At 75.7% G+C, this 18,895-nt stretch carries 16 protein-coding genes; 12 read left to right on the top strand and 4 right to left on the bottom strand.

Going from position 1 to position 18,895, the window contains the following annotated elements:
* Positions 1 to 323 precede the first annotated feature (323 nt).
* The 8 genes from C892_RS0120335 to C892_RS0120370 all read left to right on the top strand — a co-directional run bounded on the left by C892_RS0120335 (position 324) and on the right by C892_RS0120370 (position 8,829).
* Entirely contained in the window at positions 324 to 1,157 is an 834-nt protein-coding gene (locus C892_RS0120335; RefSeq protein WP_017558679.1) for a spermidine synthase, read from the top strand.
* A gap of 435 nt (positions 1,158 to 1,592) precedes the next feature.
* On the top strand, positions 1,593 to 2,543 hold the full coding sequence (locus tag C892_RS0120340) for a DMT family transporter (RefSeq protein ID WP_017558680.1): 951 nt from the start codon (positions 1,593 to 1,595) through the stop codon (positions 2,541 to 2,543).
* 138 nt (positions 2,544 to 2,681) lie between these two features.
* Positions 2,682 to 3,917 carry a sensor histidine kinase gene (locus C892_RS0120345; RefSeq protein WP_017558681.1) on the top strand — a complete coding sequence of 412 codons (1,236 nt, stop codon included), beginning with the start codon at positions 2,682 to 2,684 and terminating at the stop codon, positions 3,915 to 3,917.
* Positions 3,914 to 4,582 carry a response regulator gene (locus C892_RS0120350; protein ID WP_017558682.1) on the top strand — a complete coding sequence of 223 codons (669 nt, stop codon included), beginning with the start codon at positions 3,914 to 3,916 and terminating at the stop codon, positions 4,580 to 4,582. The genes C892_RS0120345 and C892_RS0120350 overlap by 4 nt, the downstream gene beginning before the upstream one ends.
* Before the next feature lie 355 nt (positions 4,583 to 4,937).
* Entirely contained in the window at positions 4,938 to 6,191 is a 1,254-nt protein-coding gene (locus C892_RS0120355; RefSeq protein ID WP_017558683.1) for a cytochrome ubiquinol oxidase subunit I, read from the top strand.
* A 24-nt stretch (positions 6,192 to 6,215) separates the two neighbouring features.
* The gene (locus C892_RS0120360) at positions 6,216 to 7,274 is read left to right on the top strand and encodes a cytochrome d ubiquinol oxidase subunit II (protein WP_017558684.1); all 1,059 of its coding nucleotides are present in this window, start codon (positions 6,216 to 6,218) and stop codon (positions 7,272 to 7,274) included.
* Between the two features lie 170 nt (positions 7,275 to 7,444).
* Positions 7,445 to 7,813 carry a hypothetical protein gene (locus C892_RS0120365; RefSeq protein ID WP_017558685.1) on the top strand — a complete coding sequence of 123 codons (369 nt, stop codon included), beginning with the start codon at positions 7,445 to 7,447 and terminating at the stop codon, positions 7,811 to 7,813.
* 284 nt (positions 7,814 to 8,097) lie between these two features.
* Positions 8,098 to 8,829 (top strand): TetR/AcrR family transcriptional regulator, encoded by a 732-nt coding sequence (locus C892_RS0120370; protein WP_017558686.1) that lies wholly within the window; start codon positions 8,098 to 8,100, stop codon positions 8,827 to 8,829.
* A gap of 509 nt (positions 8,830 to 9,338) precedes the next feature.
* Here C892_RS0120370 and C892_RS31870 read toward each other — a convergent pair.
* Positions 9,339 to 9,515, bottom strand: coding sequence for a hypothetical protein (locus C892_RS31870; protein WP_017558687.1), 177 nt, complete (start codon positions 9,513 to 9,515; stop codon positions 9,339 to 9,341).
* 305 nt (positions 9,516 to 9,820) lie between these two features.
* Here C892_RS31870 and C892_RS0120380 point away from each other — a divergent pair, with 305 nt between their 5' ends.
* Positions 9,821 to 10,915: an FkbM family methyltransferase gene (locus C892_RS0120380; RefSeq protein ID WP_017558688.1), complete on the top strand. Its 1,095-nt coding sequence runs from the start codon at positions 9,821 to 9,823 to the stop codon at positions 10,913 to 10,915.
* Between the two features lie 336 nt (positions 10,916 to 11,251).
* Here the strand turns inward: C892_RS0120380 and C892_RS0120385 are convergent, their stop codons facing one another.
* Complete coding sequence (locus C892_RS0120385) at positions 11,252 to 12,412, bottom strand: thiolase C-terminal domain-containing protein (protein ID WP_017558689.1); 1,161 nt, start codon at positions 12,410 to 12,412, stop codon at positions 11,252 to 11,254.
* 467 nt (positions 12,413 to 12,879) lie between these two features.
* On the bottom strand, positions 12,880 to 13,185 hold the full coding sequence (locus C892_RS0120390) for a Dabb family protein (protein WP_017558690.1): 306 nt from the start codon (positions 13,183 to 13,185) through the stop codon (positions 12,880 to 12,882).
* 180 nt (positions 13,186 to 13,365) lie between these two features.
* Between C892_RS0120390 and C892_RS0120395 the strand changes: the two genes are divergently transcribed.
* Together C892_RS0120395 and C892_RS0120400 are read left to right on the top strand one after the other, a co-directional pair.
* Positions 13,366 to 14,436 (top strand): LLM class flavin-dependent oxidoreductase, encoded by a 1,071-nt coding sequence (locus tag C892_RS0120395; RefSeq protein ID WP_017558691.1) that lies wholly within the window; start codon positions 13,366 to 13,368, stop codon positions 14,434 to 14,436.
* 55 nt (positions 14,437 to 14,491) lie between these two features.
* Entirely contained in the window at positions 14,492 to 16,072 is a 1,581-nt protein-coding gene (locus tag C892_RS0120400; protein ID WP_017558692.1) for an AMP-binding protein, read from the top strand.
* 397 nt (positions 16,073 to 16,469) lie between these two features.
* Here C892_RS0120400 and C892_RS0120405 read toward each other — a convergent pair whose 3' ends face one another.
* A complete protein-coding gene (locus tag C892_RS0120405) occupies positions 16,470 to 17,429 on the bottom strand; it encodes a cyclase family protein (RefSeq protein WP_017558693.1) in 960 nt (319 codons plus the stop codon).
* A 174-nt stretch (positions 17,430 to 17,603) separates the two neighbouring features.
* On the opposite strand from C892_RS0120405, the gene C892_RS0120410 reads away from it, so the two are divergent.
* On the top strand, positions 17,604 to 18,794 hold the full coding sequence (locus C892_RS0120410) for a serine hydrolase domain-containing protein (protein ID WP_017558694.1): 1,191 nt from the start codon (positions 17,604 to 17,606) through the stop codon (positions 18,792 to 18,794).
* The last annotated feature ends 101 nt before the right edge of the window (positions 18,795 to 18,895 follow it).

The raw sequence follows: 18,895 nt of genomic DNA on the forward strand, positions 1-18,895 counted from the left end.
CGGCGTCGACGTGACCGACCGGCCCCTGCACGGGTCATGGCATCCACACTTCGAACCCCGCCGGACTTCCGCGAACATCGGTGAGAAGCACTGAGGTGGTTCCGAGCGTCCAGCGGGACCGCTCGTGGGCTTGGGGCCTGCCGGTGACCGTCAGGGATCCGGGAACGCCGCCCCTGGCCGCTCCGCGACGGAGCCGTCGTCCGGTCCACAGGGCCGCGCAGGACCGCGGGCCGTGCGCTGCGCAGGGACCTCCGGGATTGCGTAGCCTTCACCGTGGAACCGCCGCGGGTGGCCCGGCGGGCACGGAGGATCTACGGGGGAGCATGTCGACCGGCGCCGAGGGCGGATTCCGCACGCACACCGAACTGGTCCGGGACGCCGACCGTCCCGACTCCTGGCTGCTCGTCGTGGACGGCACGCCGCAGTCGCACGTCGACCTGTCCGACCCCACCTATCTGGACTTCGAGTACGTCCGCCGGCTCGGACACGTCGCCGACCTCCTCGCCCCCGCAGGGCGGCCCGTCGACGCCTTCCACCTCGGCGCCGGGGGGCTCACGCTCGCGCGCTACATCGCCGCCACCCGCCCCGGATCGCGGCAGCGCGCCGTCGACATCGACGAGGACCTGGTGGCCGCCGTCCGCTCCACCCTGCCCTGGGACCGCCGCTCCGGCATCCGGGTGGGCATCGGCGACGCGCGCTCCTGGCTCGCCGAGCGCCGCGACGGCCGCGCCGACCTCATCGTCTGCGACGTCTTCGCCGGCGCCCGCACACCGGCGGCCCTGACCACCGTCGAGTTCTTCACCGACGCCGCCCGGGTGCTGCGTCCCGGCGGTGTCTTCGTGGTCAACGTGGCCGACGGCGGGCGCCTGCTGCACGCCCGCCGCCAGCTCGCCACGGCCGCCGAGGTCTTCACCCACACGGGCGTGGTGGCCGAGCCCGGGGTGCTGCGCGGGCGCCGGTTCGGCAACCTGGTGCTGGTGGCCTCGGACCGGCCGCTGCCCACCGACGAGCTGGCGCACCGGGCCCACCGCGACCCCGACATGGCCCGACTCGTGCACGGCGACGACCTCGACCGCTTCACGGCCGGTGCCCGTCCTGTGCACGACGCCGACGCCGACGACTCCCCCGCCCCGCCGAGCGGCACCTTCGTGCGCTGACCGGGTCTGCGCAGGCCGCTCCCGCCGATGCGCGCCCGGTCGCCGCTCTCCGGCCCCGGTGCCCGGGGGCCGGCGACGCCACGGTCCTGGGCTCCTGCCTCGCCGCTGCCGTGCCGGCGCCCGCGCACCCGGCCCCCACGGGCCCCGACCGCGTGGACCCTTGCGCGGTGTCGCCCTGTCCCCCGGGGTGCGTTCGCACTCCCCGGGATACATCGGGTCACCCCAGGTCCGCTAGAGTCGGGGCCGTTCCACCACCGCTTGCGAGGACACCGATGGGCGACCCGACCACTCTCTTCGTCACTCCTCCTCCGGCCGCCTGACCGGGGCGTCCGTGAGCGGCGCAGCGCGCCGCACCGACCGGCGGGTCCGACCCCGCCGACACCGCCGACGCTCCGAGATGCGGCCGAACACCCCATCGACGGAGGAGTCCTCGTCGTGCCTTCCCCTCCCGCTGACGCGGCCCCGCGCGCCGCGTCGTCCGCCGCGCCCGCCCGGCGCGGCCTCGTCCTGCTCGCCGCCGCCGGGGTCCTCTGGGGCGCCGGCGGCCCCGCCGGGCACCTGCTCCAGTCCTCGGTCGGCGTCGCGCCGATGGCGGTGGCGACCTACCGCCTGCTCATCGCCGGCCTGCTGATCACCGCCGTCCTCGCCGCGACCGGCGCGCTGCGCCGGCTGCCCCGCTCCCGGGCGTTCGCGGTGCGCCTGGCCGCCAACGCCGTGCTGCACGCCGTCTTCCAGCTGCTCTACTTCGCCTCCCTCTCCCTCATCCCGGTGGGGCTGGCGACGCTGGTGAAGATCGGCAGCGTCCCGGTGTTCGTCGCCGCCGGGGCCTGCCTGCTGGCACGGCGGCGCCCCACCGGACGGCTGGCCGCCTCGGTGGTGCCCGCCGTCATCGGGCTGGCCCTGCTGGCCGGCTTCCCCTCGGTCGACGCCTCCCCCGCGCGCCTGGCGGCCGGGCTGGCGTGCGCCCTGGGGGCGGGCCTGGCGTTCTCGGCGATGACGCTGGTCAACCGGCGCCCGGTGGAGGGACTGCCGCCGCTGGTCAACGTCGGCCTGGGCATGCTCGCCGGGTCCGTGCTGCTGCTGCCGGGCGGCCTGGCCGCCGGCATGGCCGTGCCCGCGCGCCCCGACGCCCTTGCACTGCTGGCGTTCCTGGGCCTGGTGCCGACCGTGCTCGCCTACCTGGCCTACTTCCGCGGGCTGCAGACCGCCTCGGACGCCGGGGCGGCCGTCGGGACGCTCGCCGAGCCGATGACCGCCGCCCTGCTGTCGGCGCTCTTCCTCGGCGAGCAGATGACGGTGCCGGGCCTCATCGGCACGGCGCTGCTGGCGGTGTCCATGTCCGCCGAACCCGCCATCGATGCGGTACGCAGGCGCCTGAGGCGCTGAGCCCGGCCCGCTCGCCCCGGTGCTCCGGGGCGAGCGGGCCGGCGGGGCGCGTACTCCCCCCGGAGTACGCGCCCCGTCCGGACCATCCCCTCAGGGGGGACGCGCAGCCCCTCCCCTCCCTGCGTACCGTTGGACGCCATGACCGTCTCCCGCCTGCGCCCGACGACCGCCGACGCGGTGCTCGCCTCCGCGCTCGCGGCCCTGGTGCTGGTCCCCACCGTCTGGCTCGACCTCTTCCACGAGCCGCCCTTCGAACGGAGCCTGGACGTCCTCGGGTACGCCCTGCTCCTCACGGCGGTCGTCCCGCTGCTGTGGCGCAGCCGCGCGCCCCTGCCGGTCGCCCTGGTCAGCATGTTCTCGACCACCGTCTACTACCCGCTGGGCTACCCCGACGGCCCGGTCCTGGTGTGCGGGGCGATCGCGCTGTTCACCGCCGTGTCCCGGGGCTACCGGTGGCAGGGGTGGGCGCTGGGGCTGTCGCAGTGGCTGCTCGTGCACGGCTGGGAGGTCCACGCCTTCGGCGCCCCGCGCCTGGGCCCCGCCTTCGGCGTGCTCGCCTGGGTCCTGGTGATCCTGTGCACCGCCGAGGTGGTCCGCTGGCGCCGCGAGTACCAGGCGGTGCAGGAGCAGCGGCGCGCCGACGCGGCCCGCACCCGCGAGGAGGAGATCCTGCGGCGGGCCACGGACGAGCGGCTGCGCCTGGCCCGCGAGGTGCACGACACCGTCGCGCACAGCATCTCCCTGATCAACGTGCAGGCCGGGACCGCGCTCTACCTGATCGAGGCCGAGCCGGAGCGCGCCGCGCAGGCCCTGGCCGCCATCAAGCGCACCAGCAAGGACACCCTGCGCGACCTGCGCGCCACCCTCGACGTGCTGCGGGCGGTGGACGAGGAGGCGCCGCGCGCGCCGGCGCCGGGGCTGGACCGGCTGGAGCAGCTGGCCGAGGACACCCGCGGCGCCGGGATCGGCGTCGACCTGCGGGTCCGCGGCGAACGGCGGCGCCTGTCCTCAGGCACCGAGGCGGCCGCCTTCCGGATCGCCCAGGAGGCCCTGACCAACGTGGTGCGGCACAGCGGCGCCGGGCGGGCCCAGGTCGAGGTGGCCTACGGCCCGGACGCGCTGGACCTGCGGATCCGCGACGACGGCCGGGGCGCCGTCGCCCCCCGCCCCGGAAACGGCCTGACGGGCATGCGGGAGCGCGCCGAGGCCCTCGGCGGCGCGTTCTCGGCCGGCCCGGGACCGGACGGGGGGTTCGCGGTGCACGCGCGGCTGCCGTCGTACCCGGACGGGGCGGCCGCGGAGCCGTCGCGGGGTGCGGAGCCGCCGCGGGATACTGGGTCGGACGGCGGTGCCGTTCGAGAGGGGCGCGAGTGATCCGGGTTCTGCTGGCCGACGACCAGTCCCTCGTCCGCGCGGGCTTCGGGGCCCTGCTGAACAGCGTGCCCGACATCGAGGTGGTCGCCGAGGCCGCCGACGGCGAGGAGGCGGTCCGCCGCGCCGTCCAGGAGCGCCCGGACGTGGTGCTCATGGACATCCGCATGCCGGGTACCGACGGGCTGGCCGCCACCGGCCGCATCCTGGCCGAGCCGGCGCTGGCCTCGACCAAGGTGATCATCCTGACCACCTTCGACCTGGACGAGTACATCTTCGAGGCGCTGCGCGCCGGCGCCAGCGGGTTCCTGGTCAAGGACACCGAGCCCGAGGAGCTGCTCCAAGGGGTGCGGGTGGTCGCCCGCGGGGACGCGCTGCTGTCACCCGCGGTGACCCGGCGGATCATCGCCGACTACGCCTCCCGCCCGGCGCGCCGGACCGCCCCGACGGAGCGCCTGGCCGAGCTGACCGAGCGGGAGCGGGAGGTACTGGCGCTGGTGGGCGCGGGGCTGTCCAACGACGAGATCGCCGGACGCCTGGTGCTGAGCCCGGCCACGGCCAAGACGCACGTCAGCCGCGCCATGGTGAAGCTCCGGGTGCGCGACAGGGCGCAGCTGGTGGTCATCGCCTACGAGACCTCCCTGGTGACCCCTGGCTGGTTGGACTGACCGCCTGAGGCGGGGCGGGCGGGGCGCGGCACGTCGACGGCGCCGCTCGGACCCCCTGTCCGCGGCTGGGGCCGGAGGGGTGCCGACCGGCGGCATGACCGACCGCTGAGCACCGGCCGCCGGGTGACAGCGTCCCTGGGACGGCTCCCCCGCCTTCCTCCCCCTCCTCCGCAGACGGCCTCGTTTCGCCCCTAAGGGCGCCGGGGGTTCCCCCTACGCCCGGAGAGGTATCCGGTCCTTCCACCGCACACCGGGTGCCGTAGCGGGATTGCCTTCCCCTGGTCGATGTCCTCGGCATGACCGTCCCCCCACCATCGTCACCGTTCCCCCGGACCCGACGGTTAAGGCGCACGGCATGCTCGACGATCCCCTGTCCCTGGCTCGGCTCCAGTTCGCGTGCACGGCGGCGACGCACTACATGTTCGTCGCGCTCACGCTCGGCCTGGCGCCCTACATCCTGTTCAACCAGCTCACGGCCGTCCGCAAACGAGACGGGGCGCGGATGCGCGCCGTCCGGTTCTGGGGCGGCCTCTACGTGCTCAACTACGCCATGGGCGTGCTGTCCGGCCTGGTGATGGAGCTGCAGCTGGCACTGAACTGGAGCGGGCTGAGCGACATGTTCGGCTACGCCTTCGGAGCGCCGCTGGCCGTGGAGACGATGGGCGCCTTCTTCGTCGAGTCCACCTTCCTGGGCCTGTGGATCTTCGGCTGGGACCGGATGGGCCGGTGGGCGCACTGGGCCTGCTTCCTGGTGGTGACGGCGACCGCCTACGCCTCGGCCTACTGGGTGCTGGTCGCCAACGGCTTCTTGAAGTGGCCCGCCGGGTTCCGGATCGAGGACGGGGTCGCCGTCCTGGACAGCCCCTGGTCGCTGATGGGCAACCCCTCGACGCTGATGGCCTTCGGCCACGTGGCCACCTCCGCCCTGCTGGTCGGCGGCGCCCTGGTGTGCGCGGTGAGCGCCGCGCACCTGCGCCGGGGGAACGACCCCGACCGCATGTTCCACCGAGGCGTGCGGCACGGAACCGCGATCCTGCTGCTGGCGGTGATGCCGGTGGTCACGGTCGGCGGCGCGCAGTTCGTCCTCTACGGCCAGGAGCCGCCGACCAGCGGCATGACCTACAGCGCCGAGGAGATCGCCGCGATCGAGTCGGAGGGCGCCTCCTCCGCCGTCGAGGCCGCGGGCATGGCCGGCGACGGGGTCATGATGGGCTCCTGGCTGCTCATCTGCATCGTGGCCGGTACCGCCGCCCTGGTGTGGCTGATGAACCGCCTGGACCGCTGGCGCTGGGTGCACTGGATGCTGATCGCCCTGCCGGTGCTGCCCTACGCCGCGAGCATCGGCGGCTGGACCGCGCGCGAGACCGAGCGCCAGCCCTGGGTCGTGCGCCACCACCTGACCACCGCCGACGCCATGTCCGACCTGTCGCCGACCATGGCCACGGCCTCCTTCGCCTTCTTCACCGCCGCCTTCGCCGTGCTGGCCGCGGCCACCTTCTGGCTGCTGGTCCGCTTCGCCCGCCGCGGCCCCGAGGGCGGCCCGCTCGCCCCGCCGCGCCCCGAGACCGAGCCCGAGGACGGGGCCCAGGTCCCCGCCCGGCCCCTGTGACCCCCCACGACGCTGGAGACCCCGATGGAGCTCGTCCCCGTCCTGTTCCTCACCGCACTGCTGGTGGGCTACTTCGTCCTCGCCGGCTGCGACGTGGGTCTGGGCATGCTCATGCCCTACCTGGCGCGCACCCGCGGCGAGCGGCGGCGCGCCGTCTCCGCGGCCGCGCCCTACTTCCTGGGAACCGAGGTGTGGCTGGTCGGCGCCGTGGGCGTGGTCGCGGGCCTGTTCCCGGGCCTGAAGACCGCGGTCGTGTCCGACCTGTGGCCGGTGTTCGCGGTGCTGACGGCCGGGTGGCTGCTGCGCGACGCCGGGCTGTGGCTCCGGGCCCGGACCGACGCCCGCGCCTGGCACGCGGCCTGGGACGCGGCGATCGTCGGCGGCAGCTGGACGCTGGCGGTGTGCTGGGGCCTGGCCGCCGGGGCGCTGCTGGCCGGCGGCGTGCTCTCCCCCCTCGCCCCGGCCGTCGCCGCCTGCACGGTGGTGCTGTTCCTGCTGCGCGGGGCGGCCTTCGGCGCCGAGCGCCTGGTGCCGGTGCCGTCCGACGCCGGTCCCGCCGAGGGCCCGCACAGCGCACTGAGCGCACTGAGCGCGGACGCGGCGGCCCGGCTCACCCGGGTGCTGGCGCGCGCGGGGCTCGCGGTGCTTGGGGTCGCGGTGGCGCTGGGCGCGCTGCCCGGAGCCCTGGAGGGCGGGCGCCCCCTGGCGGCCGGGGCGGGTGCGGTGGTGGTCGCCGTGGCGCTGGCGGCCATGGCGGGCACCGAGGGGCCGGGACGTTCCCGGCACGCCTCGGCGGCGGCGATGGCGGTCCTGGTCCCGGCCGTGGGGCTGGGCGCGGCGCTGCCGGTGGAACCGGTGCCGGGGGCGGTACTGGTGCTGGTCTCGGTGGCGCTGGCGCCCATGGTGCCGCTCATGGTGGCGGGCCAGGTGGCGCTGTACCGGATGCTGCGCCGCCCGGCACCGGCGTCCGGCTTCTTCGCCCGGGTGTCGCCGGCGCCGGCGGGCGGGGCGCTGCCGGGCGGCAGCCGGTTCCGGCCGACCGGGGTTGGCGGCCCGCGGGCGGGGGAACCCCACCGAACGTGACCGGGCGGCGCCCCGGCTCCGACCATCCCGGAGCACGGGTTGCCCCACGCCCCCGGGGCGGCCCGTGCGGTGGCCCGGCGCGGCGCCATGTTTTCCCCGCGCTTTGTTGCCACACTCTGTGACCTGACTAATACGCTTGGTCGCAAGGCGGGACCGGGGGGAAGGGTCCGATGTCGATCTCCGATCTGTTCGCTTCCGCGGACGACCAGCTCGACGTGCACGAGCGGCTCCGGCTCTACATCGAAGGGGTGCGCGAGCGCGCCGACCGGGCGGTGCCCTGGGGGCCCGACACCGTCGGCATCCCCCGCCAGAGCTGCGACAGCGGTCTACTGCGCATCAACGACGTGGCGTTCTATGCCAACGCCCGCCATGAGATCTCGGCCTTCGCCGGCCTGTGCCTGAACCTGCTGTCGCTGCACCGCCCGAGGGACGGCGGCGGCATCAGCAGCGCATCGGCCCCGGCCGCACAGCGGTGCCGGTGCTGCATGCTGCGCTGGCCGTGCCCGACGATCCGGGAGATGGCCGAACTCCTCGGCTGACCGCACCGCGCCCTATTGGGAGGGCGCGGCCTCTGGGGGCGGCACGGCCTGCCGCGACCGTGACCGCCTGTATCGGGGCGCCCTCAGGGCCTCCGACAGCGGACACATCGGTCCCGTTCGACTGTCACCGCCCCTGGCCAACCGGGCCCGTCTCCTCTCCGGTGCCCCTTCTCCCGGCAGGTCCTGCCGCACGGCGCGTTCCGCCGCGCGGCCCCGCGGTCCGATCTCGGGCAGGTCCGGCGATTATCGAGCAAGCGATTGGACACCGGCAGCATAATGGTGGCGTGAACACCCGCAGCCGAGACGCCTCCGGCGTCTCCACCACCGACGACGCCCCTGACGACGCCGCCTCCCCGGCGCCCGGCGCCGCGCCCCGCGGGCGCGGGCGAGGGCGGCGCTCCTCCGCGGCCGCCTCCGAGCGCCGCGGGAACCTGGTCCGGCTGGCCGCCGACCTGTTCGCCCGCAAGGGCTTCCAGGCGACCACCGTGCGGGAGATCGCCGACGAGGCCGGGATCCTGTCCGGTAGTCTCTACCACCACTTCGACTCCAAGGAGTCGATCGTGGACGAGGTGCTCTCCTCCTACCTGGACGACCTGCTCGGCCGGTACCGCGCCGCGGTGGACGAAGGCGACGCGCCGCGGGACGTGCTCTCCCGGCTGATCCAGGAGGCCTACCGGTCCCTGGAGCCGCACCGGGCTGCGATCACGGTCGTCCAGAACGACTGGAACTACCTGCAGCAGTTCCCGCGCTTCGGCTATCTGGCCGAGACCGAGCGGGAGATCGAGGACATCTGGGTCGGCGTGATCCGCGACGGCCAGCGCGAGGGCGCGTTCCGCCCCGACATCGACCCGAAGCTGACCTACCGGATGATCCGCGACACCATCTGGGTGGCCGTGCGCTGGTACCGCCCGGAGGGGAACCTGGGCACCGCGGACCTGGCCGAGCACTTCATGACGGTGCTCTTCGACGGGATCAGCGTGGGCCGCCGGGACTCCCAGCCTTCTCCGAACGGCTGACGAGGCGCATCAGCTCGGAGGCGGGCGTCCGCTGAGGCCCGCGCGGGACGGCGGGCGCCCGTCGTGCCGCCTTCAATGCGGCGCACACCGGTGGGCAGGCGATGACCGGGGACGGGGACGCCGGTTCCCGGACGGCAGTCGGCCTACGGCCGACGCGCCTGCTGCGCCACTGCGCCGACCCGGCACAGGTCCGCCGACGCCGGGGGCACGACCGAGGCGACGACCGTTCCCCCTGCTCCCCCTGCGGAAGAGCCCCCGGACCATCCGCCCCGGCCCTGAGGACGGCGGCGGTGCCGTATCCCCGGCACAACGCTCGACGAAGGCCGTGTCCGTCCTCGGCCGCCAGGCGGGGCGTCCGGGGCAGTGCGCACCCGCGGCGCCTCCACGGTGCCTACGCGGCTGCCTCCGCGTCGGCGGCCGGGCCGCCGAGGCGGCTGCGGGCCGGTGCGGGGTCCGCACCGGCCCGCGAACCCGGGGGCGCCGGACGGCCCCCGGGGCGGCGGGCGGGGTCAGGGCCCGCCGACGAGCCCGGGGCTCAGCGCGACGTCGACGGCGGCCAGCCGCACGCCGTTCTCCGCACCCAGGCCCGCCGCGCCCAAAGGCAGGACACCGGCCATCGCCAGCCCTCCGATCAGCAGGACGCCTGCGGCCAGCACCAGGGCCAGCCTCGCGTTCCTCTCGGTCATCGGCCTCTCCTCACATGAATTCAGGGGCACGTCTCCGGGGGGCACCGCTGACTTGATAACGGTGTCCGGATCAGGAGTGGGGGACGGTCCGAAACTCGCCGTCCCGCCCGTGTCGCTCCCCTGCGCCCCCGTGCGCCCCGGTTCGTCACCCGGTCCGCGGCGGCTCCCGGCGCCGTCGTCCACACGCCGGAACGGGCCCTACGCCGGCGGCCGGTCGGCCGCTAACCTGACCGGCGAGGCGGTTCCACCCCTCGTCGGCGGCCCGCCACAACGGGCATCCGACATCCGACGTCCCGGAGGGCGCCATGTCCCGACAGGCCGACCCCGCCGCACCCCGTCCCGGCCACCGGACCGACTTCCGTTCCACAGCGGAGGGCCGCCGACACAGCTGGTACGGAACGAAGAGGCACGTCAAGCGGGTCCTCGGCGCCCGTGTCCCCCATCTGGCCCTGCGCGGTGCGGTGCGCGTGGCCGCCCCCGGGCTGCGCTCCTCGGGCCGCCTGCCCGCCCCCGCGCGGCTGCGCGAGGTGCAGGGGGCGGCCGGCGGCGCGTGCTTCACGATGCTCCGCCCGGCCGACTGCGTGATCGCCAAGGAGCTGTACTGGGGCGGCGGGCGCCGCCCGCAGGCCGCCGACGACCTGGCGGTGCAGGCCTTCGCCGCCCTCGCCCGCCGGTCCCGGCACCTGTTCGACATCGGCGCCTACACCGGCCTGTTCACCCTGGTCGGCACGGCCGCCAACGCGGACCTGCGGGCGCACGCCTTCGAGATGGTGCCCGAGGTCTACCGCGCCCTGTTCGACAACTGCGTGCGCAACCGGGTGCTGCACCGGTGCACCCTGCACCACGTGGGGGTGGGCGTCCCCGAGGCGACCGTCGCCATGCCCGCCGAATCCGGCGACGCGGCCCTGCCGTGCTACTACTCCAGCGGCATGGAGTTCACCGACGGTGTCCCGGTGCGCACCGTGGCCCTGGACTCCTTCACCGGCCTGCCGGGCGCCGGCCGGGTCCTGCTGAAGGTGGACGTGGAGGGCACCGAGGCCGACGTGTTCGAGCACGGACGGGCCTTCATGGACGAGCACCGTCCCGACGTGCTGTGCGAGGTGCTTCCGCAGGCGGACGCCGAGCGGCTGTCCGGTCTTCTGGAACCGCTCGGGTACCGCTTCCACCTGGTCGGGTCACGGGCCCTGGCCCCCGCCGGGGCGCTGGTGCCCGACCCGCGATTCCGGGACTGGCTGTTCACCACCCGTTCGGCCGAGGAGCTGAGAGGGCTCGGCATCCCGGTCGCGGGTCACCGCGCCGACGCCGCGGATCGCACCGGGGGCGGCGTGCCCGCTCCGCGTTCGCGCTCCCGCCATGGCGAAGCGCCGGTCACCGACAGGCCGGAACACCACTCCTCCTGAGCGTTCCGGGGGTGGGGTCGGCCCCTGCGGCGCCGAGTGGGGTCGTGTCCGCCGGCGCGGTGGAACCCTCCGGGCCCCGGCCGCCCCTCGCGCACGGCCGGGGCCGGCCTCGCCCGCCCCACAGAGCCGACGAAGACCCCGGCCGATCATCGGGGGGACGTGGGAACAGGCCGGCGGCCGATCGCGAGGACACCGATCGGCGGGTCGACCGGCCGGTCCGCGTCCTGGTCGTCCGTCGGCCGCACGGACGCGGGAAGCACGCCCCCTCGTGCAGGCACGCCGCGCATCGTCCGGCGGCGCTCATGACCGCAGCACCGCCGGACCCGGCCGGACTGCTCAGCGCACCAGGAGGGCCGCGCTGCCGTAGGCGCCCCCGAAGCCGGTGCACAGCGCCGTCGATGCCCCGGGGATCCGCCCCGCGCCGTCGCCGCGCAGCTCGCGCACCGCCTCGGCGACGTTGTTGAGTCCGTGCACGTACCCCTCCGAAAGCAGGCCGCCGTGCGGGTTGACCGGCACTCCCCCCGCCCGCTCCGCCCCCGCCGCCGTGACGCCGCCCTCCCGCAGCACCCGTGCCATCTCCTCCGGCTCCACCAGGCCGAAATCGGCGAGCTGGCGCGGGACCAGGAAGGAGTAGGCGTCGTACAGGTAGGCGGCGTCCACGTCGCAGGGGCGCATGCCCGACGCGGCGTACAGGCACGGGGCGACCTCGTCGGAGAAGACCGCCCCCGGGTCGGGCGAGCGGTCGAGCCGGGACAGGGACGGGCGGCCGCCGCGCACCACCGCGCGGATGCGGGGCGCGCCCTCGGCCTCGGGGCGCCGCGCGCCGGTGACCACCAGGGCGCACGCGCCGTCGGCCTCCTGGCAGCAGTCGGCGCGCCGCAGCGGCTCGGCGATCACCGGTTCCTCCAGGTAGGCGCGCCAGGGCAGCGGTTCGCGCCGCAGGGCGCGCGGGTTGCCCGCCGCCTGCGCGCGCGAGGACTCCACCACGGCGGCCAGGTCGCGCTCGCCGAGCCCGGCGTCGTGCAGGTAGCGGCGGGCCACCAGGGCGAACTGGGCGACCGGGCCGGCCAGCCCGTAGGGGAGGGTGAACTGGTGCTCCACTCCCTCGCCCTGGCGCAGGCCGAGCCCGGTCATGCGACGGCCCGAGCGGCCGTTGAGCGAGCGGTGGACCAGTACGGTCTCGGCCTGGCCGGTCGCCACCAGCATGGCGGCGTCGCCGAGGACCGATGCGCACTGGGTGCCGCCGCCGTGCATGTCGTTGTGCCAGCCCAGCCGGGCGAGGCCCAGTTCGCGGGCGAGGTCGGTGGCGGGTGCGGAGTCGTTCAGGTGGTAGGAGAGGACGGCGTCGACCCGGTCGGCGGCCATGCCCGCGTCGTCCAGGGCGGCGCGGGCGGCCTGGGCGGCCAGTGCCAGAGGGGTGCGGCCGGAGGCGCGGGTGAGGGGGGTCGCCCCGACACCGACGACGGCGGCACGCTCGGCGATGCCGTCTGCGCCCATGGGGCCTCCCGGAGGCGGGGACGGGCGGGAGCGGGGGCCGGACGCCGCCCGCCGGGGACGGGGCGCGATCCATCCCCGGCAGGCGACGCGTTCTCATGCCTGCCGTCCGGCACGCCTGGCGGGCGGGGCCCACCGGGCGCCCTCACCGGGCTCGGCTCGCCACTGAAGCTAGCTTTGAAACACGTTCTAACGCAAGGGTCGCAATCGATTCGATATGACGCACACCACACCGATGCCGGCACGTCCGACCGGCCGGGCCGCCCCGAGGCCCCCGGAGGGCCCGGCCCCGGTCACCGGGCAGGGGACACGCCGCTCGCCCGGGAGTTCAGCGATATCCGCAGGGGTGGACTCTGCGATGCGCGCCGCCCTCACCGCGGACCGGCGGTCACCGGCGGCCGAGAGGTCACGGCCTTGAGCACTCCGAGCCCCGAGGGGGCGGCCCACGCTCCCGCCGACCCCCGCCCCTCCTAGTCGGGGTCGGGCAGGGCGATCTGCACGGAGGCGCGGTCGGCCAGCAGCGGCCGGATGAGCGCGAGGGCGGCCTGGTGGTCGGGGTGGTCCCGGTACGCGGCCAGACCGGCCTCGTCGTCCACGTCGGCGGCCACGCCGAAGTCGTAGGTGCCCTCGGAGATGCCCAGGTCGGGCCCGAAGGTGTAGGCCCGCAGCGCGGGGATGCGTCCGGGCAGCAGGGAGAGCGCGTCGCGGACCTGGTCCACCTTCTCGGGGGTCGCCTCGCCGTTCCAGCGGAACAGCGCGATGTGCCTGATCGCCATGGTGCCGAACCTACCGCGCCGCCCGTGGAGGCCGCCGCTGCGCCCCGCCCGCGGACGACCGCGCGCACCCGGGGACCTGGCCGGGCCTCCGGCTCCCTGCTAGCCTACCAAGCGAACGCTTGGTAGAAGTCCGGCCCGCGGTCCGCCCGCGAGGATCCGTCCGCGAGGAAGGGTGCGGCCATGAAGTTCTCCACCTTCCACCTCTTCCACCGGTTCGCCGGCCAGTCCGTCAAAGAGGTCTACGACCACCACGCCGAACTCATCGAGCTCGCCGAAGAGCTCGGCTTCCACGGCGCGCGCGTCGCCGAGCACCACTTCCGCGACTACGGCTCGGTCCCCTCCGGCCTGGCCTTCCTCGCGCACATGGCCGGGCGGACCGAGCGCCTGCGCCTGGGCACCGGCATCGTCGTGCTCCCCCTGTACAACCCGGTGCACGTCGCCGAGCAGGCCGCGATGGTCGACGTCCTCTCCGGCGGCCGCCTCGACCTCGGCGTCGGCCGCGGCTACCAGGGCTATGAGTTCGACGGGTTCGGCGTCGACCTGTCCCAGGCCCGTGCGCGCTTCGACGAGGCACTGGAGACGGTGCTCGCCCTCTGGGAGGGCGCCCCCGTCCGCCGCCGGGGCGCCTACTCCTCGGTCGCCCCGGCCCTGGAGGACGGCGTCGTCCTCATGCCCCTTCCTTTGCAGGAGCCGCGCCCGCCGGTGCACGTGGCCGCCGTCAGCCCCGAGACCGTCGAGCGCTACGCCGCCCGCGGCCTGCCCATCCTCGCCGACCCCGCGGCCCCCTTCTCCCGCGTCGCCCGGGCCGCCGAGGCCTGGCGCTCCACCGCGGCCGCCCACGGCCACGACCCCGCCGGCGCCGAGCTGGTGGTGAGCCGCTCGGTCCATGTCGCCCCCACCGCCGCCCAGGCCCGGGAGGACCTGGAGCGCTTCGAGGCCTCCTTCGACCGCACCCGGATCTTCAACGAGCGCAGCGCCCCGCTGGACCGGCGCACCGGCGAGGTCGCCCAGGGCTTCGAGTACTGGCAGAACCGCTACATGAAGGGCGCCGAGGTCGGAACCGACTTCCGCTGGGAGCGCCTGGAGGTGGTCGGCGACCCCGAGCGCGTGGTCGGGCAGGTGCGGATGCTCCAGGAGATGGGCTACGGCCACCTGCTGTGCGACTTCGGCAGCACCCGGCGGATGCCGCTGGAGGAGATGAAGAAGGTCCTGAAGTTCTTCGCCGCCGAGGTCATGCCCGCCTTCGCCTGATCACGGCCCCCGCCCGCCGCAGACCGAGCCCCGCGCCACGCCCCCCGGAGGCCCGATGTCCGTGCACACGCTCACCCTCGCCGACGTCCTGCGCGAGCACCGCCGCTCGCGGCCCGCGACCACGGCCGCCGTCGACGGCCCGCTCCGCCTGTCCTACGCCCGGCTCGACGCCCGCACCGCCCGGCTGGCCCGCGCGCTGGCCGACGCCGGGGCCGGGCCCGGCGACCGCGTCCTCTACATCGGCCGGAACTCGGTCCGGCTCCAGGAGGGCCTGCTCGCGGCGGCCCGGCTGGGCGCGGTCTTCGTCCCCGCCAACTGGCGGCAGAGCGCCGACGAGCTCGCGTTCGTCCTGCGCGACCTCGCCCCGGCGGCCGTGCTGTGGCAGGGGGGCGACCTGGAGCCGGCCGTGCGGGAGGCGCATGCGGCCGTGTCCGCCGAGCCCGCACAGGAGAAGTGCCTGTGGATCCGCTGCGACGGCGCGGCGGACGCCGGCGGCGAGGGGGCCGCCGGCGGCGACCCCTATGAGGAGCTGATCGCTTCGGCGCCCGAGGAGGACCCGGCGGGCGACACCGACGGCTCGCTCCCCGTCCTGGGCCTGTACACCGCCGCCTTCGACGGCCGCCCGGCGTGCGCCCTGCTGAGTCATGGCGCCCTCATCGCGCACAACGCCGCCCTGTTCCAGGTGCGCCGGATCGGCCCCGGGTTCACCTTCCTGAACAGCGGACCGCTGTTCCATGTCGGCACCATGATGTTCAACCTGGCGACGTTCCACGCCGGCGGGACCAACGTGTACATGCCGGCGTTCGACGCCGCCGAGGCGGCGCGGCTCATCGAGACCGAGCGCGCGGACCACATGTTCGGCTTCGGCCCCATGCTCGACGCGGTCGCCGAGGCCAACCGGGGCAAGGACGGCGCGCCCGTGCACGACCTGTCCAGCCTGAACTTCGCCTCGCACTCCCCCGAATGGGACGCCCAGGTCACCGTCGGGACCGACCCTTGGAGCGCGTCCGGCATGGGCGGCTACGGCCAGACGCAGGCCTGCGGCATGCTCACCTACCTGGCACTGGGGCCGGACGGCGAGGGAACCGCGGGGCGGCCGTCACCGATGGTGCGGGTGCGCATCACCGGGCCCGGCGGCGAGGAGCTGCCCGCCGGGGAGACCGGTGAGATCACCGCCCGGGGGCCGAGCCTGTTCAGCGGCTACCACGCCCGCCCCGAGGCGACCGCGCGCTCGCTCCGCGGGGGCTGGCACCGCACCGGCGACCTCGGGCGCCGGGAGGCCGACGGCACGATCACCTTCATCGGCCCGCGGATGCGCATGATCAAGACGGGGAACGAGAACGTCTACCCCGCCGAGGTCGAGCGCGCGCTGAGGGCGCACCCGCGGATCGCCGACGCCGCGGTCATCGGCGTCCCCGACGACACCTGGGGGCAGAGCGTGGCGGCCGTGGTCCAGTGCACTCCCGGACCGGCGCCGACCGAGGAGGAGGTGGTCGCGCACGTGCGGGGCCTGCTCGCCTCCTATAAGAAGCCGCGCCGGGTGGTGTTCACCGATGCGCTTCCCAAGGACGGCCACCTGCCCGACTACGACGCGCTGGACGCCGCCTACGGCGGGGGCGGGTATCCCGGCGGGTGATGCGGCGGGCGCGCTTGAGGAAGGGGGCACGGGGAGAGGGCTCGTCGCGGCCACAGGCGGCAGGGAGGAAGGAGCCGGGCCCAGGGGCGGGGGACAGCCCCTGGGGCCGGCCGCGGGGGGAAATCCGCGGCCGTCACGGCTCCCCTTGCGGACGTGGGGGTCCGGGGAGCCCGGCCGGGTGCGGTTCTCGGGATTCGGCGCCCTGGGGGGCGGGGCCGCACCGCCGAGAAGAACCTAGCGGCGCTCCGGTCACGCCCGTACCCATTTCCGATAACCGGAATGTCTCGATTCCTCCTCGCCTGCCTCACCTGTGGCCCACATGAGCAGCAACGATAAATGCGGGATAAGCGACTCGCCAGGGGGATTCGGCGTCCGGATCCGGCCGCATCCGGACGCATCAGAGCACCGCCAGGGGGTTGACGGGGCTGGCGGTACCGCCCCCGACCGGCAGCGGGACCACCGCGAGCAGGAAGTCCGCGCGCCCCGTCCCGGACAGTGCGGAGCCGAGTTCCTCCAGCCGGGCCATCTCGACCAGCGGTACACCGTGCCGCCAGAGCAGCACCAGGTGCGCGTCGTCCTCGGGCGCGTCCACCGGCCCGCCGTCGGCGCCCAGCGCCTGCACCGCCGCGTTGTCGCCCACCACCAGGGCCACGTCCCGGGCGGCCAGCCACCGCACCGCCGATCCGTCCAGGCCGGGCTGGGCCCCCTGGTACATCCGGGGGTCCTCCTCCCAGGCCAGCGGCCATCCGGTGCGCACGACGGCGGCGTCCCCCGGGCGCAGCAGCGCCGCGCCGGGCATGCCCTCCAGGTCCGCGGCGCCGATGCCCTCGCCCGGTCCGAGCCGGTCGGCGCCCCGGTGCCGTGCCGCGTCGAACAGCACCCCGCGCGCCAGCACCCCTTGTGCGGCGGCGTGCTCGATGCCGAGCCGGGCGGCGCCGCGGCTGCCGACCCGGCCGGCGGGGTGGCCGTTGTACAGGCGCTCCCCCGCCCACATGTGGCACAGGGCGTCCATGTGGGTGGAGGTGCCGTGCGGGGAGAGCACCAGGGCGTCGTCGGCGACCCGGCGGCCCCCGGGCAGCGGCGGCGCCCCGGCCGCCTGGTCGCCCCCGTCCACGGCCATGTAGTGCTGCGGGAGGGGCCGGTCGGCCAGGTGGGGGACACGGGCGGGACGGCCGCTCGCCGTCGCGCCCTCGATCGGCTGGGCGAGGCTGACGACCCGCCCCTCGCGGGCGGCGCCCAGCGCGCGCAGCACCGTCGGCGGGGTGAGCAGGTTGAGGGCGCCGAGCTGGTCCCCGGGGCCCCAGCGGCCCCAGTTGTGCGGCCCGTCGGGAGCGGGTGCGGGGTTCTCGTCCGGCATACGGGACTCCTCTCGTCCGGGCCCAGGGGGCAGGCGATCGCGGTCGTCGACGCTCGCACCGCTCCGGCGAGTGGGCCCGGGGCCGCTCGCTCGGTCGGTCCGGGCCGGACGCCGGCGTCCGCAGGGCGGTCGATACGATGCGCGGATCGCCCGAGAACGGGAAGGCAGGGGGCAGTGACCGAGGAGAGCGGGGTCCAGGGGGCGTGCGCGCCCGGGTTCGAGCGGGTGCGCACGGTCTTCGAGAACAACTTCGCGCGCGGGCTGGAGGTCGGCGCCGCCGTCAGCGTCTACGTGGGCGACGAGCAGGTCGTCGAGCTGTGGGGCGGCTGGGCCGACCGCCGGGCGGAGCGCCCGTGGCGGCGCGACACCCCCTGCTTCGCGTTCTCCTGCACCAAGGCCGTGACCGCGGCGGCCGCGCTGCGGGTGGCCGAGCGGGGCGGGCACGACCTCACCGAGCCGGTCGCCTCCTGGTGGCCGGGGTACGACGCGCACGGCAAGGGCAAGACCACCGGCGAGCACCTGCTCTCCCACCAGGCGGGGCTGCCCGCCTTCGACACGCCGGTCGGCGCCGAGGAGGCCGCCGACCCGGCGGCCATGGCCGAGCTGCTGGCCGGGCAGGCGCCCGCCTGGGAGCCCGGAACCGCCCACGGCTACCACGCCTTCACCTACGGCTGGCTGGCCGGTGAGATCGTGCGGCGGCTGGACGGGCGGGCCGTCGGCGCCTACACCGCCGACGAGATCGCCGGGCCGCTCGGGCTGGACATGTGGGTGGGCGCGCCGCCGGAGGTCGCCGAGCGGGCGGCGCGGCTGACCCGGCACGCGGCGGGCCCGTCCCGGTCCGCGGACATCGCCGACGGCCCCTCCGACGACCCGATCGCGCAGATGGCGCGGGCCGCCCGTGATCCGGAGAGCCTGTACTCGCGCTCCTTCCGCAACCCGGACATGACCGCGGTGCGGGGCGGGTTCAACGACCCCGGCGTGATGGCGGCGGGCTGGCCCGCCGCGGGGCTGACCACCACCGCCACCGGCCTGGCCGGGTTCTACCGGGACTTGGCCGCCGGGCGCATCGTCTCCCCGGACACGCTGCGCGCGGCCGTGGTCCCGCGGGTGAGCGGCCCGGACCGTGTGCTGCACCTGACCAGCTCCTTCGGCCTGGGGTTCATGCGCCCCTCCCTGGTGTTCGCCCTGCCCCGCGCGGCCCAGGAGGGGGCGTTCGGCCACACCGGTTCGGGCGGCTCGATCGGACTGGCCGACCTCGACCACGGCATCTCCATCGGGTACGTGATGAACGGCCTGGGCGCCGAACTGTCGGGCGGCATGCGGTCCATGCGCCTGGTGAAGGCCGTGTACGACAGCCTGCGCTGAGTCGGCGCGCATTCACCGCTCCTGTTCATCCGCCGGGCGGAGGGAAGGCCACGGGACGGACGCCCCACCCGCATCGCTCCTCCTCTCCGCCCCGCCCCGGA

Origin of the sequence: Nocardiopsis baichengensis YIM 90130 (genome assembly GCF_000341205.1) — a bacterium.
GTDB lineage: Bacteria > Actinomycetota > Actinomycetes > Streptosporangiales > Streptosporangiaceae > Nocardiopsis_A > Nocardiopsis_A halophila.